Raw genomic sequence first — 21,893 nt, 5'->3', positions numbered from 1 at the left:
CATGAATGAAATTTTAGAGTTAAAGGGTGAATTTGAAAAGAGCCCTTCAAGTACTAAACCGGGACCATCAAACTTACCGATTGGTGAGTTTATAAATATTTCTAACTTGAAAAAAATATATAATGATTTAATAAAAACACTTAAATTTTGAGAAAATGAAAAATTAAAAATTAACCCATTAATTAGTGTTCACTATATAAAAATAGTAGCTAAAAGTAATAGAGTAAGAGGGTTATTTAAAAATAGTATTAGGGATAATAACAATTTGATTGTAGGTGCAAAATTTAATGATAATAAAACAAAGCACATTATTACGTATTGTATGACATTAGAGGTTTTGCACAGTTCTATTCAAAAGTTAAATGAAGTAATTAAAATCTTTGAAAAGAATTTCGGAGAAGAAATAAATTATTCGATGATATCAGAAATTAATTCAGGACATTTTAAGGATTTATTTAGTAGAACAAAACTAAGACAGAGTACATTTGTGAACGTAATTGTCGATTCTTATTGGGTTGATAAAATAAATGTAGAGAAAGAAGTTGACGATATCAAAGAAGATTCAATTGTAACAATTTTCAAAACAGGCAATAAAATTAGTGACATTTTTGATCAACTAAATATTAGTTATACTAATATAAGAAAAATTGATGAGACAACATTTTTATTAAAAACTAATGAATATAATATTTTGAAAGAAAAGGCTCCGTTTTTAATTTCGATGTCAATTACTGACATTTCAAAAATAGACACAAAACTTTATTTAAATGATATTAAAAACAATAGTTCAATAAATATCCCTGATCCTAAAGATGAGCCGGTAGTTGGTGTAATTGATACTATGTTCCATGAAGATGTTTACTTTAATAAATGAGTTGAATTCAAAAATATGTTAGACCCTAATATTGAATTAGAAAGCAAAGATTATATACATGGTACCGCGGTCAGTTCAATAATTGTTGATGGGCCAACATTTAATCCTCAATTAGAAGATGGTTGCGGTAGGTTTAGAGTAAAACATTTCGGTGTGTCTACAGCAAGCAAGTTTAGCTCTTATTCTGTTCTAAAATCCATAAAGGAAATTGTTTTATCAAATAAAGATATTAAAGTTTGAAATTTATCTTTAGGGTCGTATTTGGAAATAAATAATAATTTTATTTCACCAGAAGCCGCTTTTTTAGATAAATTGCAATATGAAAATGACATAATATTTATTATTGCTGGCACAAATAAATTGAATAAAAATATAAATAAAATAGGTTCTCCGGCCGACTCTATTAATTCTTTAGTAGTAAATTCTGTTAATTTTAATAATGAACCTACCGATTATGCTAGAAGTGGCCCTGTATTATCGTTTTATCAAAAACCTGATGTTTCTTATTATGGTGGTACTGATAAACAACCAATTAGAACATGCACTCACTTAGGAGAAAAACTTGTAACTGGTACTTCATTTTCTGCTCCTTGAATAACTAGAAAAATAGCATATTTAATACATATAATGAAATTTTCTAGAGAAGTGGCTAAAGCTTTGATAATTGACTCTGCTGTTGGTTGAGAAAATAAAACTAATTTTAAAGTTGGGTATGGTGTCGTTCCTATACATATTAACAAAATAATTAATACTCCTAAAGATGAAATTAAATTTATTTTTTATCAAATAGCAGATATGTATGAATCATATGCAAATAATATTATTGTACCCATCGATAAAGGTAAACATCCATTTATATCCAAAGCTGTGTTGTGTTATTTTCCGAATAGTTCAAAAAATCAAGGTGTTGATTACACAAATACAGAATTAGATATACACTTTGGGAGAATTAAAGATAAAAAAGGTAACATCTTGACAATAAACGATAATAATCAAAATAATGATCATCATTATACTTACGAAGAGAGTGCTCGCGATTTTTACAGAAAATGAGACAATGTTAAAGTTATAATTGAAAATATAAAAACTCAAAAGGGTAGACAAAAGAAAAGCAAACGAACTTTTGTAAATCAAAACTGAGGAATTAAGATTAGAAAAAAAGAAAGAGTGTTGACTAAAAGTTCAAAAATTAAATTCGGAGTTGTTGTAACTTTAAAAGAAATTAATGGAAATAATAGAATTTATGAATTTATTAAAATGAATCAATTATCGGGTTGAATTGTAAATAAAATTGACGTTAAAAATAAAATTGATGTATATGAAAAATCTAATGAAATAATAGAATTTGACTAAAAATATTGAATTAAAAAATCTTATGTGCAGAGCATAAGATTTTTTAATTATTTAGTAATTTATATAATTCGACAATTTTTTCTAACGGTAATTGTTGAATTCTTAAATTTTCATCATATCCTAATTTGTTATAAGCATTTATAATTTTTTCGCTAGAGTAAACTGTTTTTAAACTTGTGATTAATTTTTTTCTACGATTGTTGAAGCAAAGTTTGAAAAAATCCTTATATAAATTTCAAGTAGAATTATCTATATTGTCATAAAATTTTAGCGAAATTATTGCTGAATCTACCTTTGGTGCAGGTGAAAAAGCATTTTTAGGTACAATAAATTCTATTTTAGTGTTTGCTAAAAATTGACTACTTAAAGAAAGTTTTGAGTATTCTTTTGAATTTTCTTTTGCTACTATTCTTTCTGCTACTTCCTTTTGGACCATTAATATAGCTTCAGAAAAAATGTCTCTATGTTCAAAAATTTTAAACAAAATGTCAGTAGTTATGTAATAAGGAATATTTGCAATAACTTTAGATTTTTCAATCGAAGATAAGTCGCTTTTTAAGAAGTCTTCGTGCACTAAAGTTAAATTGTGACTTTTGATTTCATTTTGAATAACGTTAACCATATCTTGATCTATTTCAAAAGCAATAACATGTTTAGATTCTTTAACTAATTCTTTTGTTAAGGCTCCACGACCAGGGCCGATTTCAACTATATTGTTATTTTTAATTTCGGTTACTTTTAAAATTTTATTAATAATATTATTATCTTTTAAGAAGTTTTGACCGAACTTCTTTTTTGCATAAACTTCTTTTTTCATTATAAATTAAATAGCCTTCTTAAATTTCTATTAATTTTATCAACAAATTTATCTAATCCCACTCCTTTTAGTGCGGAAATATAGTAGCTAGTGTAAACAACTGTATTAGGTTCATTCTTTTCTCCAGTATAAGGATGTGGTCTTAAATATGGAGAATCAGTTTCAGTTAATATTCTTTCAAGAGGAATGAATTTAACTACCTGTCTTGTGTTTTCGCTCGAATTAAAAGTAACAACACCACTGAAAGAAAAGTATAAATTTTTAAATTCCATAAACTTTTGTGCTCATTCGATATTTCCGGCAAAAGTATGTAACATAATTTTTAAATTTTTATATTTTTGAAGTATTTGATATACATCTTGATAAGCTTGAAATTCATTTTCTTTATCTCTAATATGGATAACTGCAGGTAAATTATATTCATTTGCAATTTTTATTTGTTCTTCAAAACAATATATTTGATCATCTCTATTAGGGCCATCTGAGTAGTAATAATCAATCCCTATTTCTCCTATACCAACTATATTATCTAAATTTTCAATGACTTTATCTTTGAATCCTAAGATGGAATTAGTATCTTTAATACTTTCGGGGTGAATTCCAATACAAGCTTTTAAAAGAGGGTATTTTTTAGATAATTCGATTACTTGATCATTTTCTTCAAAATGTCCACCATTATTAATAATAAATTCTACTTTATTGTATTCTGTAGCTTCAACAATTTGTTGAATTGCAAAATCTGTATAGTAAGAATAATTAACATGAGCATGTGCGTCTATAAACTTATTTCTTCTTTTCCCCATTATTTTCCCAAGCAGAAGTTAGAAAACATAGTATCTAATAAATCTTCTCGATTGGCTCTCCCTTTTATTTCTTCCAAAGAATCTCAAGCATCATATAAATCAACAATCAAGGTGTCAAATGTATATCCTTCATTTGTTGCTAAAGCTAAGGCATCATCAATGTGTCTCTTCGCTTTTTTTATTAAAGATAATTGTCTTGTGTTAGAAAATATTCTTTCGTCTAAAACATCGATATTTTTAAAGTTTTCAACCAAAGCTTTTTCAAGATTATCTATATCATTTTTTAATGCCGAAATATAGATGTATTCGTCATTTTTAGACTCTATTAAATCTACTTTATTCATGACTTTAAGGTAATATTTATTTAATTCTTTAGATTTTTTTTCAATTTCAATATCAAATTCATTATTTTTTTGCGAAGGATCTAAGATGTGCAAAATTAAATCAGCTTTTTCAATTTGATCAAATGACTTTTTGATTCCTATTTGTTCAATTATTTCATTTGTTTTTCTAATACCTGCTGTATCAATTAGTTTAAATAAAATTCCGTCAATTTGATAACTTGCTTCCACTAAATCTCTTGTTGTTCCGGCAATATCCGTAACAATCGCTTTATCTTCTGAAAGTAGGGCATTTAAAACGCTACTTTTACCAACATTTGGTTTACCTAAAATTGCAACCTTCACACCTTCAAAAATATATCTACTTTTTTCCGAAACCCTTATAATTTCGCTAAATTCATTAGATAATTCAGTTAATGTTTTAATAAATAATTTTGAAGTTATTTGATCGACATCTTCATATTCTGGGTAATCAATATTAACCTCTGCTGTACCAATCAATAAACTAATTCTATTATTAATTTGATCCAATAAATCACTTGTTTTACCCTTAAATTTTGAAACACTTGCTTGAGCTTGTGTTGTAGTTTTAGACATTATTAAGTCGTGTATTGCGTCAGCTTTAACTAAATCTAATTTACCGTTTAAAAATGCTCTTCTTGTAAATTCTCCGGGTTCAGCTAAACGTGCTCCATGTATTAAAAGTAATTCAAGAATTTTATTAGTTACAACAATTCCTCCGTGACAATTGATTTCAATAATAGGTTCTCCAACGTAATTGTTGTATATTATCTTTCCGTTTTTATCTTCTTTACCAATAAATCACATTATTAAAACTTCATCTATTAGTGTTTGATTATCGTAAATTTCACCGTAAGTTATTTGGTGGTCTTGACCAACTTTTCCTTTAAAAATTTTTTTAACTATTTCTACTGCGTTTGGACCACTTAATCTAATTATAGAAATAGGTTGATTTGTTCTTGATCCAGAACTTATTGCTGCTATATTATCATTCATATTTTAATTATATAATAAAAGGTGATTTTCATCACCTTCACACTATTATCCGTTCATTAATTCGTTTTCTTTTTCTTTGCTAAGTTCGTTAATTTTTTCAATGTTTTGGTCAGTATGTTTTTGAATAACATCTAAATAATTTTTTACCACATCTTCTGATAATTCATCGTTAGCTTTTATTAATTTATTAACGTCTTGTCTTGAGTTTCTAACTCCAACTTTAGCATTTTCGGTGAGTTTTTTAAGGTTTTTAACCATTTCAATTCTGCGTTCTCTTGTTAGTGCTGGGAATGTAAGTCTCACTTGATTTCCTTCATCTACAGGTAAAATACCTAAATTAGCCTTTTCTAACGCCTTTGTGATTTCTTTTATTGAAGTTAAATCGTATGGTTTAATTAATAATTGTTGTGGTTCAGGTACACTAATGTTTGCTAATTCTTCAAGAGAAGTAGGTGTATCATAGTAATTTATTCTAACCCCTTTTATTATTTGTGGATTTGCTCTTCCTGTTGAAAGTTTTGACATTTCAAACTTAAAATGTTGTATTGCTTTTTCGTTTTTTTCTTCTAATTCAAGTAAATATAATTCTATATCCATTATTTTATTACCTCTGTGTGTTCGATTTCACCTTCTATTACTCTAATTATTGAATTTTCTTCTAAAAGGTTAAATATTATTAAGTTGATATTATTATCTCTCGCCATGCTTGTGGCAGTAAGATCCATAACTTGTAATTTCTTTTCTAAAATTTCATCATATGTAATTTTATCAAATTTCTTTGCATTCGGATTAGTTTTAGGGTCTGAATCATAAACTCCATCAGTCCCGTTTTTACCCATTAATATTACGTCTGCTTTTATTTCAGAAGCATAAAGTGTTGAAGCGGTATCTGTTGTGAAGAATGGTCTTCCGGTACCCCCGACAAATATAACAACTTCACCTTCTTCTAAATATTTTAATGTTTTTTCATTTACATATGTTTCAGCAATTTTAGGATCCATATTTATTGAACTTTGAACTCTTGATTTTAAACCTACTTGTTCAAAGCCGCTTCTAAGAGCAAGTCCGTTCATAACTGTAGCTAACATACCTATATAATCTGCTCTATTTCTTGGTATTCCATTTTTTTCCGCTGATGCACCTCTTCAAAAGTTACCACCACCAATAACTATAGAAACTTGTATTCCTTTTGCGACAATTTCTTTTAATTGAAGAGCTATTTTTTTAACTAACTCACTATCAATTGCAAGGTGTTTTTCTTTGTTAGCGAAACCTTCTCCTGATAGTTTTATTAATATTCTTTTGTATTTATTCATTGCACCTCTCACCTCATTTTGAATATTTTAATAATTATAATGGAAAATTAATAATTTTTATCATTTGGATACTAAAATAATGAAAAAAATTATTTTTTTACGTTTTTAACTACTATTAATATGTTTTTGATTTTAACCATATTTTGTGGTTAAAATAATGTTTTTATGAAAAAATGTGGAATTTTTTTCTGAAAGTACATTATTATAGTATAAAAAATAAAATCTTGTATAATTTAATAAACAAATTTATATAAAGGAGTTATATGAATAATAAATACTTATTTGCTATTGATTTAGATGGCACAACACTACTTTCTAGTGCTACTGGTGAAGTTCATGATCAAACAATTAATGGTATAAAAAGAGCCATTTCTTTAGGTCATAAAGTATGTATTTTAACAGGTAGACCTTGAAGAAGTACAAAATTTATTTATGATACTTTAGGTTTAGATACAGTAGTTTCAAATTATAATGGTGCTCACATTCACCACCCCAAAGAAGATGGTTTTATACCTTATATTAAATATTTAAATTTAAATGAAGCTTTATATGTTTTAGGTGACGAAAAAGTTCAAAAAGAGGTGTCTAATATCGCTATAGAAGGACCCGATTGAGTTCAATTGCAAAAAAGAGATCCAGATTTAGAAAAAGTTTTCGGATTTACTTCATCATCAAAATTAAGAATTGGTCTCGATTTTCATAAAATCCCATTAATGCCTACAGGTATTATATTTGATGTTAAAAAAGACACAAATGTTGAAGAATTAAGAACATATTTAAAGGCTAGATATGGAGACCTTGCTGAATTTTCATATTGAAGCAAAGGGGAAGGGCTATCACCTGTATTCGATATGACTAACATTACTGCTAATAAGGGTAAAGCGTTAAGTATGCTTATGAGATATTATGATATTCCAGTTGAGAATACAATTGCTTTAGGTGATGGTTTCAATGATGTTCCTATGTTTAAAGTAGCTAATGTTTCAGTTGCTATGGGTAATGCTAGCAAAGATGTTAGACAATATGCGACTGTTAAAATAAACAAAACAAATAAAGAGGGTGGAGTTGGTTGATATATCAATAAATTTTTAGATAACCCAGAACTCGAAATAGCTAAATCAAATGATAAGAAAAAGAAGAGAAACTTAGAGGACGAATAATGTTTTTTTATAATGATTTGAGTAAAATTAATTTAGAAGAATATAATGTAATAGGCGTTGATGAAACGGGAGTCGGAGATTATTTTACACCGATAATTGGTTGTGTGGCTTATTTACCAAATAATTTGAAAGAATGGGCTATCCAACTCGGTGTTCAAGACTCAAAGAAATTAAGTACTGCTAAAATTAATTTTATTGCAAAAGAATTAATAAAAAAAATAAATTATAAAACTTATACATTGACACAAAAAGGATATAACAGCCTAACATCTAAAGGTTTTAATGCTAACGAAATAAAATATTTTATACATTTTAATGCAATTGGAAAATATTCAAATTTGTTTTTAAATGAAAATAAATTTGATAATGATATTTTTATTGTAGATAGATATTCTACTTTTGATTCTATTTTAAGATATAAAGAAAAATTTAATTTTATTTCGGATTTTAAAAAAACATATGAATTAAAAAATCAAGTATTTTTTGTTACTAAAGCCGAAAGTGTTCATTTATCAGTTGCTTGTGCTTCTATAATTGCTAGATATTATTTAATAAATTATATGAATAAACAAAGCGAAGAATGAAAATTCCAATTTCCATTAGGAGCAAGCCAAAAAGTTAAAGAAGCTGTTATTGATTTTGAACAATTATATGGTAAAAATTCTTTAGATTTAGTTTGTAAAACTAGTTTCAAAATTAAATAACAAAAATCATAACTACATAATTTAGTAGTTATGATTTTTTATATTATAGAAGATTCTTTTAGGAAGATATCTTTAGTAATTTTCGCTTTATATTCTTTAAAGTTTTCTACATCGTTTAAAAGATTAGTAATTTTTTGTTCGATTTCAGGGATTATTATATTAATTAAATTGTATGCTGCTGGAATATTATTATCTTTTTCGTATTCTTTAACTTTTGCTTTGTGTTCTGAAATTAAATTGTAATTACTAATTAAATCTCTAATTTTTTGTTTTTCACTATCAAAAAGTTCGGTTTTTTCAAGTATTAATGTTTCAATTTGATCTATCTTAGAATCAACTTCTTTAACGTTAGAGTTCTTTTTATCTTTTAAAATAGCATACTTTTCGTATTCAAGTTTTATTTTTTGTTCATATAATTCTTTTAAGTTTTTTTCTCATTGAGAATTTTGTGAATTTAAGTATGCGGCAGCAGTATCTATTTTATTTAAAACATCACTTATATACATGTTTTGTTCGATATAATTTTTAATCAATTGGTCAACGTCATTATCGTTTATCAATTCTTGTTTTGCTAAAATTTTATTTTTTGCATATAAAGTTATCATTATTTTTTGTTCATTACTTAAGTCGTCAATAGAAGAATCAATAAATAAATCGTTATAATCCTTTAGTTTAGTTTCATCACTTAAAGATGCAATAATTTTTATATTGGTTTGATTTTTTACTCTATGTAATAGCGGTATGATTTTGTTATTTTCAAATAAATCAATATTTTCTATAAAAATTATTAAATCAGAATTTAAGTTTGCTTTATTATAAAATAGTTTATATAAAATTTTTGTTATTTTAGATTCTTTTGTGAAAAGAAGTTTTTCAGTATTAAGTTTATAAACATTTTTTGTAGGTAATTCATTTTCTTTATTGTTAAAATTAATTACTTGTGCTAAAGTTCTTATAATTAGATCTCTAAACGATTCGCTTTGTTTAGTTAATAATATAAATTTATTTTGAGTTTTAAATGAATTTATGAAGAGTTTCTCAACAATTTCTTTAATTCCATTTTTTTCCAATTCTTCTAAAGTAGTTTTTTTAGATTCAAATATTTTGGAATAATTTTTAGCGTATCTGTTTAATGGGTTAAATGATTTAATAATTTTGTATAAAGCTCAAATCACAAAACCTAACACCATAAATCCTATATAGCTTAAAATTACTATTAATTGAGAAGGATCATATTTTTCATTTAATATAGGTGGTAATAACGTTACTAAAATGACTATACCAATAAGGATTATGGTTAATATGTAAAATAATTTTTCTCAATTTGGTATTTTAAATTCTTTCCGTTTGAACGAAATAACTAATATTGATAAAATAGCAATTAAATATAGTACAAAGAAAACTAAATTACCAGCATTTAAAACAGCACCAAAGGAATTAGAAATGCCAAGTGCTTGTGGAATTATTGTAAGTAAAATCATCGCAAAAATGCTTATTGCGGTAACAAATTTAATTGCATTTTTATGTTGACCATTTTTTGCCACTTTAGCTAGTGAACTTGGTAAGAATCCATCTAAGGCAAGTGGGACAACGGCTTTAGCATAGTAAACCATTGAGAAAATTGTTGAAGTTATTTGTTTAAATAATAAACCTACTGTAAATAAAATAATACCTGTTAAACCTAATGTATTTCTCATTATTAAAGCCACATAATCATCTTGACCAGATGAATTAATTGTAGGTATAAATGAAAATAATAAGAAAAATATTAGATAGATAAATATTACAAATCCAAAAAGATATAATAATATTTTTTGGAAATTTTTAGTTTTAACACTAGTTGATAATCCGGCTAATCCTTCAATTCCGCCGTAAGCGTATATAAAGCTAAGAATTGAACTTATGATTGTAAAAGGAGTAATTGTTTCTAGTGTAGAATTTTCTTTTTTAAAAAGATGTATTTCAGGACTTGAAGCAACTAAATATACTATTACACCTAAAATTAGTATAAAAACTATTCACTTAACAATAGCACTTCATAAAACTACTTTTTTAGAAACGTTTAAGCTAAATGCAGAAACAATTGTTAATGCTATAAAAAATAGCAACGAACCTAATTGCAATAGTATTTTATAATCTTGATTATTAACAAATAATCCGACTAGAGTTGAGAAAAATAATGGTGTTGTCGCTGAAAAAAGAGGAGCTTGCATAAATTGATTTCAACCATTTAAAAATCAAAACCATTTACTTTTTGGAAAAGCTTCTTTTGCGTATACATATGATCCACCAATTTTATTACCAAAATATTGTGTACCTCTCGCAAAGGCTAGCATGATACCAGCGGCAATTAAAGAAGTAATGGCAAAAATTAGTAAACTATAGTTTCCGGTTTTTATAACGCTTTGAATAGTTGCTATGAAACCAAAACCAACTATAAAGTTTATACCGTAAAAAATGAAGCTTTTTTCACTAAATTTTTTATTCATTTTTCCTTTCGTTGTTTGTTATTTATTAAATATATTTTTTACTTTAAAAATTCTACACATTTTTATTAAAAAGATGAATAAAAAGTGTTTTTTTAAGCAAAAAACACGTTTTTTAGTAAAAAATAAAAAATTACGCGAATAAACGCGTAATTTTAAACTTATTATTTGTTGATGTTGTAGAATGATTTAGCACCATCAAATTTTGATGCTGTTCCTAATTCTTCTTCAATTGCTAATAAACGATTGTATTTTGCAATTCTATCTGTTCTTGACATAGAACCTGTTTTAATTTGTCCTGTATTCATAGCAACTGCAATGTCAGCAATTGTAGAATCTTCTGTTTCACCTGAACGGTGTGATACAACAGCAGTCATGTTTGCTTTTTGAGCCATTTGAATCGCTTCGAATGTTTCTGTTAATGAACCAATTTGGTTTACTTTAATTAAGATTGAGTTCATTGATTTTTCTTCGATAGCACGTTTTAAAATTTCTGTATTTGTAACTGTTAGGTCATCACCAACGATTTGTACTTTGTTTCCTAATTCAGCTGTTAATTTTTTGAATCCAGCTCAATCAGCTTCTGCTAAACCATCTTCGATTGAAATAATTGGGTATTTAGCAACAAGTGATTCTAAGTATGAAATCATTTCGTCTGTTGTGTATTCTAATTTAACATTAGTTAAGTTTTCAAATCCAGGTTGTTTTGATTCGATAGCAGCTTTTAATTTACCGAATGTATAAACACCATTTTCGTATAATTCTGAAGATGCACAGTCCATTGCGATAGCAACAGCTTTTTCTCCTGATGTTGCAGGTGTATATCCAGCTTCTTTAATAGCTTCAACTAAGAAGTCAAGAGCTTCTTCGTGTGATTTAAAGTTTGGAGCAAATCCACCTTCATCACCAACTTGAACTCCGTGTCCGTTCTTTTTAAGTAATTTAGCTAAGTTATGGAAAACGTGGTTAGCCATTTGTAATGATTCTCTTAATGATTTTGCACCAACTGGCATAATCATGAATTCTTGGAAATCAAGTGTGTTTGATGCGTGTTCTCCACCATTAATAACATTTAACATTGGTAAAGGTAATAAGTGAGCATTAAATCCACCTAAATATTTGTATAATGGTAAGTCTAATTCGTTTGCAGCAGCTCTAGCTGTAGCTAAAGAAACACCTAAGATAGCATTTGCACCTAATTTAGATTTTGTAGGTGTACCATCTAATTTAATCATTGTTTGGTCAACTAAACGTTGATCAGTAACTTCTAACCCTTCAATAACTGGTGCAATATCGTTGTTAACGTGATCAACAGCTAACATAACACCTTTTCCACCAAATCAGTTTGATTCGTATTTTGAACCTTTATCTCTTAATTCTAAAGCTTCTCTAGAACCTGTTGAAGCACCTGATGGAACCATTGCTGAACCGTATCCACCTAATTCTGTGTAAACTTCAACTTGAACTGTTGGGTTACCACGTGAGTCTAATACTTCACGTGCGTGAATTTTTGAAATTTTTGACATTTTTTCTCCTATTTTATTAATTAAAATTCAATATATATTATTAAATATATGTAATATATTTTAAATTATAGCACTTTTTTATTATTGATATACATATTAATGTTTTATTGGTTTAAAGTAAGCTTCCAAGGACTTTAAAATAGATTAAAAAACAAATAACCAAGATTGAAATTTAACTAAATTGTAACTATTTGTCTATATTTTCTTTATTTTTAATTTCTAAAATTCTCTTATTAAAAATTCGTTCAATTTTTTCTTCAAGTAAATTATCGATTCTATTAGATTGTTTTTTAATACTTTGTATAAAACTTTCTAACATTGCTTTGTTATAATAATCTAGTTTAAAATTGTAAGAGTCATAAAAGTCTTTTAAACATTCTAGTAGACTGCTATACTTAATTTGTTTTCATTCATTATCTTCATCGCTTAGTTTAATTGTTCTATAATCTGGAGATAAAACAAAAAGGTGTTTTTTATCAACATTATTTACTTTTTTCGAAATTCATTCTTTAACTTTATCGTTATATCCTTGTAATTGAGTTTTTTCATCTTGGTATTCTGATATATCTGCCTTTATTTTGTTTTCAATTATTATTAAATCACTTGTATCATTTTTAGCAATTTGAATTGATATATCTGTTCTTTTTCATTCCCTTTTAATCATAATATTATTAAAATCTAAATTTTCATCTCGGATATTCAAAACGTTTTTTATAAAATTTTTAGTTAATTCAGGATATTTATTTAAAAAGTAATAGATTAAGTTTGAATACGATAATTCATCGTACTCTTTTCCGATTATCTCTAAAAAATTCAATTTTTCATTTTCGTTGTTAATTATTTTTGGAATAAAAACATCTATTTTATCACCTCAAAGGTTATCATCATTTATTATTTTCTTTAATTCGTTGTAAGCATATTGTTTTTCTTCGTCATCTTCTTTAAAGAAAAATCTCGGAGATCGTCCTATTATTTTTCTATTAGCTATTTTATATATATTTTCATCTTTGTATTTGTCGTCATTAATATTTTTGTTTGTTAATATGTAAAAATCTTTTTTTGGTTTAACAACTTCATCTGCTATAAATGTTATATAAACGTTATTATCCGTATCTTCATCTTTGAACTTATTTTTATTAAAAATTTCATTTAAAAGAACTCCACCATAACTAATTCCTTGTTCTTTAATCATTTTTTTCTGTTGATTAGTAATTGTTGCTTTATTCTCGTTGTTTATATTATCTCCAAATATTTTTAACCCAACAGCTCTACCTATTACTTTATACAAGTTATTACCACTATATTTCACTAAAATCATTTTTGTATCATAACTTTGATGCTTAACATCTAATGTACCACTAGAAGATAAATATATGTAGTTTTTACCATTGTCGGATTTATATAAATTTATAATTTCATGACCTACATTATCATATTTGCTTATATATGTACCACTATACATCTTGTTAATTATTATTTGGTTTAATCTTTTTTGTTCATTCATACTTAAAATTTTATCATTTATTGATTATATAAAATAAGTTCATGTATTAAAAAGTTATCGAAATTAACTGAAAAAAATAACTGCATTTTTTACTTATTTTCTAAAAAGTTATAAAATTACTTAAAAATAAACCTAAAAAAGGAGTTTTTATGATTTTTACAACATATAATGAATTAAAAGAAAATAAATATGATATCAACTCTTGATCTGTAGACGTTATTTCTGTCTACGACGCTTTAAGAAAAATTTTGAAAAAATATATTGATAAAACTTATCAAGATTATGAACAATTAACTCAAAGTTTTTATACAAGAAATGATAGATTTTTAAAAGTGTCTCACGACTTCTCTTTTTATTTAATGAAATACTTAGCTAATAATAATGCTTCAAGTCAAAAAGATAATATTAATAAAGTGTTAGTTGAAAATAAGAAATTATTTTCAACTACTAACGGCGAAAACTTAAGAGAGAAAGTTTTAACTTTATCTAAACAAATTTTTAGAATTACACATTTAGATGGATCAACTAAAGATATTTTATTATTAGTTGATTTATTAAATAGTGTAGATAATTCAAAGATAGAAATAATAGAAAAGTTAGATTTTAATTTTCACCCATTTAATGGGTGTGATATGCCTTCTTAGTTTCATTGTAATATAACATATAACAAAACCTCCGAATTTGATCTGAATTCGGAGGTTTTGTGTATTTAAAATTTATTTTTTATTCTTCAATAATTGTTATTTCTTCTTTTTGATCTTTTTCTTTATTTACATAAGTTTTAATTATAGGTGTTGCCTTAATTAAAAAATAAGTAGCGGCAAAAACGTAAACCGGTGGGTTAAAAATACCTATTATAAGTGCTGTTTTGATACCGCTTAATTCAATCATTTTAGGGCTTATAAAATATATTTGTAGAATAATAATAACTAAGTAAGCTATCAAAAATAAAATACCAAATATTACAATGAAAGTTATTCAAGCTTCTGAACTTGTACCAGAAAATCCGCTTAAGCTAGCAGCAATGTTTAAAATTGCCCCTACAAAAAAACTTAAAATAGGAATAATTACTAATGTAGTTATCATTAAATTTTTAGATATTACTAAGTTTTTTAAGTCTTTTTTTGAATAATTTTTATTTTTATCAAACATAATTTCTCTCCTTTAATATATAAACATTATACATTATTTTGTTCTTTAACATTTGAATGTCATGCAATAAATAAGCATCATAAACTAATTGTTACGATGCTTATTTTTTTATTTTTCATTAAATTTAATTGTTAATGGTTTTGAAAGTAATGATTCATTTAAATTTGTAAGCATAATAGTTAATTCAAGCGTATTATCATCTTTTGCTCTTAAAAAGAGTCCGTAACTATTTTCAACTTGATCTACTCATTGATTTTCATTTATATTTAATTTTTCTAGCATTAATTTTATTTTTTGTTTAACACTTAATAGTCTTTCTTGTAACGCATTATTATCATCGCGCTCAACATTTCTACGTCCAAACTGAAAGTCATTTATAAAAGAATAAATATCGTTTTCATTATCGACAATATTTAAATTATTTTTTGATATTTCGTCAAATCTAGTGTCAATTAAATTTTTTTGTTCTTCAAGATTTTTTTGGCTAAAACCTCAATTTCTTTTTTCTATTTCTAAAGCAATGTTTGGCAATTCTGAATTAGGATTATTATCGTTTTTATTTGTTAATAACTTATCAATATATTTTAAATCATAAAAATCTTTATAGTCTATTTTTATTTGTGGAATTACTGGTTCCTCAACATCTGTTAAATCGTCTATATTATTTATTTCTTGGTTATTATTCTTATTAGAAAATGAACCATTAACTGATGACATATATAGTGTAGTTCCGTCTGGTAATGAAGTAGGTAAAACAGAAAAAGCACCACCTCCTGAATTATTACCGATTATAGTTGCTAAATTGTTGTCTTTTGCTATGTGAGCCATAATGTTCGCAGCAGAGAATGTACTATTAGATGTTAGAATATAAAACTTAAAATCATCTTGGAAACTATCGTTATCAGAAAAATCATTATTTTCGTTATTATCAACATTATAGTAGTTAACAATTACAGAATTATCGTTCATATTAATTTGGTAATCGTAAATAGGTTTATTGGTTAAGAAACTTAGTGCTTTAAATAGTGAAATTGTTTCTCCACCACCATTAGTTGTTAAATCAATTACTATATTTTTAATTTTTTCATTTTCACTTTTTTGAGAATTGTCTTTTTTTATTCGACTAAGTTTATCTTTATAAAATTGGAATGTGCTATTTAGAATTAAATCAGGATTTTCTCTAAAGTCAAAATTATATGTTGTTAGAAATGCGGTATTATTTTCTACTTTTAAATCATTAAATTTCTCCTTATTTTGTAATTCTAAATATTTGGATTTTTGCTCATATAAAAATATAGTGCTCAATAGGGAGTTATTTAAGTTTACATTTTGCATTCCATAATTACTTATTTTGTCTAAATTACCATCATTGTTTTGAAAATTTCCATTATAGAATGAAAAGTTTCTTACTACTGTGTGTCTATCTGATAAATTATTTTGTAACACATCAACATAACCATAATTATTTTTATTTACATCTGTGGATAAAATTAATTGTTTTTGATATTCGCTTATTGTACTTTCTCATTTTTTGTCTTTGAATTTCTTATCTTTCAATCCATAAAAATTATTCATTAAAAATTTTAGTGTATTAAAGTTATAATCTCTGTCTTTTTTGTCTTGACTTGAACTGATATAAGATATTTTATTTAATTTATCTTGTTGTTTTTGATAAATAGTGTTAAACCCGACTATATTATCGTTGCTTAAATATAAATTATAATAATTCGGATTCGCAAAAAGTATATTAAAAATTGGTAAAGGCATCAAAATATCATTATTTGTATTTATAAATTTAAAGTTAGCATCGGCTAAAGAATATTCAACTCATTCTTTACCTTTAAATATTTTGTTGCTTTTATAAATATCTAAATGAATGTTAGGATCTAGAGAATCATTATCTTTTACAAAATTTCAAAAATTAGCACTAGTAGCTGAAAAAATATTTTTTCCTAAATCTATTCTTATTTTTTCACTATTAGGCAAAGTATATTCAATAATTTTATCTTCTTTTTTAATAACGCTTAGTCCATTATTTTTGAAAAGTCCATCAAGGTTAAAAATCATATCTAACAACCCAACATAAATAACTTTTTCGTTTTTCTCATTATATGTTGATATATTTTTTGTCGAAAAGTTATAACCTTCAAAGTAATTTATGAACGATTCACTTTTATAATCTAAATTAAGATTTTCTGCATTTTTCTTTTGTTCATCATTAATTTTTACCTTTTCATCATCAACTAGTTTTTCTAATAGCTTTATTTTATCGTTAAAGTCAGAACTCGATTTGTTCGTAATTTCATTAAATTTATTTTTCACATTCTCAAAGGAATTTACAGATGTATTTTTTAAATAATTTAATAACGCTTCTGCATGTTCTTTTGCGATCGCGTATCTATAAAGGGTTGAGTTTTCAACTTTTATTTTATTAATTCTTTTCTTATTTTTTAATATATACTCTGTTTTTAAATTATATAATTGTTTATTTTTTTCTTTTATAGCTTGTAAACTATTATTTTCATTAGAAATAAAATTTTTATTTTCATTTATTTTAGAATTTAAGTCATTTAATTTCAGTTCATTATTATTTTCATATTTATCATTATTTTCTTTAATAATATTGCTTAATTGTTCTAAATCCAAAATTAATTGGATATTATTTGATTTTTGATTTAAAATCTCCAACAATGAGTTATATTTGTTTATTTCTACTTGAATTTCTTCGTCCGACAAACTTTCTTTTTCAAGTGTTTTATTTATGTTGTCTATAGTATTTTCTATATCATTTTTTAAAATATTAAATTTTTCGCCGTTGTTTTCGTATTTCAAAATTTCATTTTCGAATTTTCTTTTGATGTCTTTTAAGGTTAAAAATTTATCTTTTTGTTCTTTTGTTTTAGGATTAGTATTATTATTTTGTTCGATGTTATCTTGATTGTTTTTGTTTGGCTCTGAATCAATATTTTCGTTATTTTGAGATTTTTTATCGTTAGATTCTGTCTCATCTTTTCGATTAGTAATATTATCTTTTGCTAATTTTTCTTTTCTATCATCGCTCGGTAGTTCGTTAATTTTATTTTTTTCAGTATCTTGCTTTGGAGTTTCATACTTATTAGTGCATGATGTTATAGCAATTAATGGTAAATGACTAATTAAAGCTCCTAAAATAAATTTATATTTTTTATTCATATTTTCCTTCAATTCACTTTTTTGATTTAAAACTGCTAAATTATAATAAATTTTTATTTTTTTAGTATCTTATGTTTAATTTTTATTTAAGATAAGTTATCTTTTAAAAGAAAAAAGTTAATTTTAATTAAATTTAATTTAATAAAAATAATTTAAAAATAACTTTTAAGCCTACAATATAGTCATAAAAAAAATAAAAATATGATACACACGGCTATGTTGTTTGGTATAATAATTAAGCTATATTTTATAGTTGAACAAATTACATTAAATTATATTAAAGAAAGGAAGCAAAAAATGCCAACAACAAATCAATTAGTTTCAAGTGGTCGTAGTTCTAAAATTAAAAAGCAAAATGCTCCTGCATTAAGCTTAAGCTACAACTCACTTATTAAAAAATCTAAAAAAATGGCTTCACCATTTAAACGTGGTGTATGTACTCGTGTTGCAACAATGACACCTAAAAAACCTAACTCAGCTTTACGTAAATATGCTCGTGTTAAGTTATCAAATACAATGGAAGTTACAGCATACATTCCAGGAGAAGGACACAACTTACAAGAACACTCTGTTGTTTTAATTCGTGGTGGTCGTGTTAAAGATTTACCTGGGGTTAGATACCACATCGTTCGTGGAACACAAGATGCTGCCGGAGTTGCTAAACGTAACCAAGGTCGTAGTTTATACGGAACAAAAAAAGCTAAAAAATAAGCATAATTAATTAAATTTATAAATATTAAGGAGGACTTTATGTCAAGAAAAAAATCAGCACCTATCCGTGAAGTACTTGCAGATCCAGTTTTTAACTCAGTAGTAGTTACAAAGTTAATTAATCAAATTATGCTTGACGGAAAAAAATCAATAGCTCAAGATATCTTATATTCAGCTTTTGAAATTATTAAAAAGAAAACAGAAAAAGAACCAATGGAAGTGTTTTTAGCAGCAGTTGAAAACATTACTCCTCAATTAGAAATTCGTACAAGAAGAATCGGTGGAACAAACTACCAAGTTCCTACTGAAGTTCCTACACGTAGAAAACAAACATTAGCACTTAGATGATTAGTGCAATATGCTAGACTTAGAAATGAAAAAACAATGGATGTTCGTTTAGCAAATGAAATCATCGATGCATCAAACAAAACAGGTGGAGCTATTAAAAAACGTGAAGATACACACAAAATGGCTGAAGCTAACCGTGCATTTGCACACTTCAGATGATAGTGTAAACTTTACTTTTAAATAATATGGCTAGAGATTACGAATTAAGTAAATACCGTAATATCGGTATTATGGCTCACATTGATGCAGGAAAAACAACAACAACAGAAAGAATTTTATACCACACAGGTAAAATTCACAAAATTGGTGAAACACATGATGGTGGTTCACAAATGGACTGAATGGACCAAGAAAAAGAACGTGGTATTACAATTACATCAGCTGCTACAACAGCATTTTGAAAAGGACACAGAGTAAATATTATCGATACTCCAGGTCACGTTGACTTCACAGTTGAAGTTGAACGTTCATTACGTGTATTAGATGGTGCGGTTGCCGTACTTGATGCACAATCAGGGGTTGAACCTCAAACAGAAACAGTTTGAAGACAAGCAACAAACTATAAAGTTCCACGTATTGTTTACGTTAACAAAATGGATAAAGCCGGAGCAGATTTTGCAGCTTCAGTAGCGTCAGTTAAACAACGTTTAGGTGGAAACGCAGTTGCTATTCAATGACCAATTGGTGCAGAAGCACACTTTAAAGGAATTATCGACCTTGTTACACGTCAAGCATTTACATACAACGGTGAACAAGCAGAAGAAGAATTCCCAACAGAAATTCCAGAAGAATTAAAAGACATAGTTGAAATTAAACGTCAAGAATTATTAGAAGCAGCTTCAGCTTTTGATGAAGAATTAATGATGAAAGTTCTTGAAGGTGAAGAAGTTACAATCGATGAATTTAAATCAGCAATTAGAAAAGCTACATTAAGTTCAGAATTCTTCCCAGTAGTTTTAGGAACATCATTTAAAAATAAAGGTGTTAAGAAAATGATCGATGCTGTTATTGATTATTTACCTTCACCTACAGATATCCCGGCTATTAAAGCTCATTATGAAGATCAAGAAGTTAGTGTTGAAGCTAAAGATGAAGGTGATTTCGCAGCTTTAGCATTCAAAGTTATGAACGACCCATTCGTTGGTTCACTTACATTCTTCCGTGTGTACCGTGGAGTATTAAACAAAGGAAGTTATGTATTTAACTCAACAAAGGGACAAAAAGAACGTATTGGTCGTATTCTTCAAATGCACGCAAATAGCCGTGTTGAAATCGATGAATGTCGTGCAGGAGATATCGCTGCTGCTGTTGGTCTTAAATATACAACAACAGGTGATACATTAGTAGATGAAAAAGCTACAAAAATAGTTCTTGAAAAAATGGTTTTCCCAGAACCGGTTATTTCTCAAGCTCTTGAACCAGAATCAAAAGCAGCTACAGAAAAATTATCATTAGGACTTCAAAAATTAGCAGCAGAAGACCCTACATTTAGAACATATACAGACGAAGAAACAGGTCAAACAATTATTGCAGGTATGGGTGAACTTCACTTAGACATTATTGTTGACCGTCTAAAACGTGAATTTGGTGTACAAGCTAAAGTTGGTGCTCCTCAAGTTTCATACCGTGAAACTATTACAAAATCAGCTGACGTTGAAGGAAAACACATCAAACAATCTGGTGGTAAAGGTCAATACGGTCACGTATGAATTAAATTCGAACCAAACCCAGATGGTGGATTTGAATTCGTTGATAAAATCGTTGGTGGTAAAATTCCTAAAGAATACATTAAGTCAATTCAAAAAGGACTTGAAGAAAAAATGGCTGTTGGTATTTTAGCTGGTTACCCAATGATCGATATGAGAGCTACATTATTTGATGGATCATACCATGATGTCGACTCTTCTGAAATGGCTTATAAAATAGCAGCTTCTAAAGCTCTTACAAAAGCTAAAGATCAAATTGGTACAGTACTATTAGAACCAATTATGGACGTTTCAGTTGTTGTTCCTTCTGACCACATGGGAGATGTTATCGGTGATTTATCACGTCGTAGAGGTCTTGTTAACGATCAAGAACAAAGATCGGATGGTGCAGTTGTTGTTAAAGCAGCAGTTCCTCTTTCAGAAATGTTCGGTTACTCAACAGAACTTAGATCTATGACAAGTGGACGTGGAACATACCAAATGCAATTTGATCACTATGAAAAAACTCCAAAAAGTATTTCAGATGAAATAATTAAAAGAAGAAATATTCAAAATAAAGACGAAGATTAATAATTAAAAATCAAGCCTACTAAATAGGTTTGATCCTAAAATGAAATATCAAGTGCAACACTTTCGTGCTTGGTATTTTTATTATATCTTAATGATCCAAAAAATCTTAAATTTATTTAAAAAAATCAATATTTTTGTTTTGTCGTCAATATTAAAAGTTTTTTTGTTTCACTTTTTTTAAAAAGTGAAAACTTTGTTTCTTTGGTTACAAAGAAACCCACCCTTCGCTAGAAGGGTGTTTTAAAATTGTTTTGTTAAATTTTTTATTGCTTAAATCTTAAGTCAAATTTTCAAAAGTAAACATTTCAAGGGA

Annotated in this window: 17 protein-coding genes; 7 read left to right on the top strand and 10 right to left on the bottom strand. The window is 26.7% G+C overall.

The genetic code is table 4. The annotated features are described in order from the left end of the window. Position 1: 1 nt before the first annotated feature. Entirely contained in the window at positions 2-2,227 is a 2,226-nt protein-coding gene (locus JXZ92_RS04195) for a S8 family peptidase (RefSeq protein WP_205852113.1), read from the top strand. 43 nt (positions 2,228-2,270) lie between these two features. On the opposite strand, the gene rsmA is transcribed toward JXZ92_RS04195, so the two are convergent. From rsmA to pyrH, 5 genes are read right to left on the bottom strand one after another with little or no spacing between them, the layout of a single operon-like run. After that, positions 2,271-3,044, bottom strand: a complete 774-nt coding sequence (gene rsmA / locus JXZ92_RS01960; protein WP_205852112.1) for a 16S rRNA (adenine(1518)-N(6)/adenine(1519)-N(6))-dimethyltransferase RsmA — start codon at positions 3,042-3,044, stop codon at positions 2,271-2,273. After that, on the bottom strand, positions 3,044-3,847 hold the full coding sequence (locus tag JXZ92_RS01955) for a TatD family hydrolase (RefSeq protein ID WP_205852111.1): 804 nt from the start codon (positions 3,845-3,847) through the stop codon (positions 3,044-3,046). The genes rsmA and JXZ92_RS01955 overlap by 1 nt, the downstream gene beginning before the upstream one ends. Next, the gene (gene mnmE / locus JXZ92_RS01950) at positions 3,847-5,205 is read right to left on the bottom strand and encodes a tRNA uridine-5-carboxymethylaminomethyl(34) synthesis GTPase MnmE (protein ID WP_205852110.1); all 1,359 of its coding nucleotides are present in this window, start codon (positions 5,203-5,205) and stop codon (positions 3,847-3,849) included. The genes JXZ92_RS01955 and mnmE overlap by 1 nt, the downstream gene beginning before the upstream one ends. A 45-nt stretch (positions 5,206-5,250) precedes the next feature. After that, positions 5,251-5,802 (bottom strand): ribosome recycling factor, encoded by a 552-nt coding sequence (gene frr / locus JXZ92_RS01945; RefSeq protein WP_205852109.1) that lies wholly within the window; start codon positions 5,800-5,802, stop codon positions 5,251-5,253. Next, positions 5,802-6,521: a UMP kinase gene (pyrH, locus tag JXZ92_RS01940; protein WP_205852108.1), complete on the bottom strand. Its 720-nt coding sequence runs from the start codon at positions 6,519-6,521 to the stop codon at positions 5,802-5,804. The genes frr and pyrH overlap by 1 nt, the downstream gene beginning before the upstream one ends. Positions 6,522-6,784: 263 nt before the next feature. On the opposite strand from pyrH, the gene JXZ92_RS01935 reads away from it, so the two are divergent. Together JXZ92_RS01935 and JXZ92_RS01930 are read left to right on the top strand one after the other, a co-directional pair. Further along, positions 6,785-7,681, top strand: coding sequence for a Cof-type HAD-IIB family hydrolase (locus tag JXZ92_RS01935; RefSeq protein WP_205852107.1), 897 nt, complete (start codon positions 6,785-6,787; stop codon positions 7,679-7,681). After that, positions 7,681-8,385: a ribonuclease HIII gene (locus tag JXZ92_RS01930; protein ID WP_205852106.1), complete on the top strand. Its 705-nt coding sequence runs from the start codon at positions 7,681-7,683 to the stop codon at positions 8,383-8,385. The genes JXZ92_RS01935 and JXZ92_RS01930 overlap by 1 nt, the downstream gene beginning before the upstream one ends. Positions 8,386-8,423: 38 nt before the next feature. Here the strand turns inward: JXZ92_RS01930 and JXZ92_RS04190 are convergent, their stop codons facing one another. The 3 genes from JXZ92_RS04190 to JXZ92_RS01915 all read right to left on the bottom strand — a co-directional run bounded on the left by JXZ92_RS04190 (position 8,424) and on the right by JXZ92_RS01915 (position 13,901). Beyond that, positions 8,424-10,874 carry an APC family permease gene (locus JXZ92_RS04190; protein WP_205852105.1) on the bottom strand — a complete coding sequence of 817 codons (2,451 nt, stop codon included), beginning with the start codon at positions 10,872-10,874 and terminating at the stop codon, positions 8,424-8,426. A 161-nt stretch (positions 10,875-11,035) separates the two neighbouring features. Further along, the gene (eno, locus tag JXZ92_RS01920; RefSeq protein ID WP_205852104.1) at positions 11,036-12,397 is read right to left on the bottom strand and encodes a phosphopyruvate hydratase; all 1,362 of its coding nucleotides are present in this window, start codon (positions 12,395-12,397) and stop codon (positions 11,036-11,038) included. A 187-nt stretch (positions 12,398-12,584) separates the two neighbouring features. Next, a complete protein-coding gene (locus JXZ92_RS01915) occupies positions 12,585-13,901 on the bottom strand; it encodes a hypothetical protein (protein WP_205852103.1) in 1,317 nt (438 codons plus the stop codon). A 149-nt stretch (positions 13,902-14,050) separates the two neighbouring features. Between JXZ92_RS01915 and JXZ92_RS01910 the strand changes: the two genes are divergently transcribed. Continuing rightward, entirely contained in the window at positions 14,051-14,545 is a 495-nt protein-coding gene (locus JXZ92_RS01910) for a hypothetical protein (RefSeq protein WP_205852102.1), read from the top strand. A 79-nt stretch (positions 14,546-14,624) separates the two neighbouring features. Here the strand turns inward: JXZ92_RS01910 and JXZ92_RS01905 are convergent, their stop codons facing one another. Further along, positions 14,625-15,053 (bottom strand): hypothetical protein, encoded by a 429-nt coding sequence (locus tag JXZ92_RS01905; protein WP_205852101.1) that lies wholly within the window; start codon positions 15,051-15,053, stop codon positions 14,625-14,627. 108 nt (positions 15,054-15,161) lie between these two features. Further along, positions 15,162-18,245 carry a S41 family peptidase gene (locus JXZ92_RS04185; protein WP_205852100.1) on the bottom strand — a complete coding sequence of 1,028 codons (3,084 nt, stop codon included), beginning with the start codon at positions 18,243-18,245 and terminating at the stop codon, positions 15,162-15,164. A gap of 297 nt (positions 18,246-18,542) precedes the next feature. On the opposite strand from JXZ92_RS04185, the gene rpsL reads away from it, so the two are divergent. From rpsL to fusA, 3 genes are read left to right on the top strand one after another with little or no spacing between them, the layout of a single operon-like run. Beyond that, positions 18,543-18,956, top strand: coding sequence for a 30S ribosomal protein S12 (gene rpsL / locus JXZ92_RS01895; protein WP_174893086.1), 414 nt, complete (start codon positions 18,543-18,545; stop codon positions 18,954-18,956). A 39-nt stretch (positions 18,957-18,995) separates the two neighbouring features. Then, positions 18,996-19,466 (top strand): 30S ribosomal protein S7, encoded by a 471-nt coding sequence (gene rpsG / locus JXZ92_RS01890; protein WP_174893085.1) that lies wholly within the window; start codon positions 18,996-18,998, stop codon positions 19,464-19,466. A 23-nt stretch (positions 19,467-19,489) separates the two neighbouring features. Further along, positions 19,490-21,580, top strand: coding sequence for an elongation factor G (gene fusA / locus JXZ92_RS01885; protein ID WP_205852099.1), 2,091 nt, complete (start codon positions 19,490-19,492; stop codon positions 21,578-21,580). Positions 21,581-21,893 lie beyond the last annotated feature (313 nt).

This window comes from Mycoplasma sp. CSL10137, from assembly GCF_017116845.1.
In the GTDB taxonomy this organism is placed as follows: Bacteria; Bacillota_I; Bacilli_A; order Mycoplasmatales; family Metamycoplasmataceae; genus Mycoplasmopsis.
Note: the sequence above shows the minus strand (reverse complement) of the source record. Positions and strands in the feature narration are given on the sequence as shown.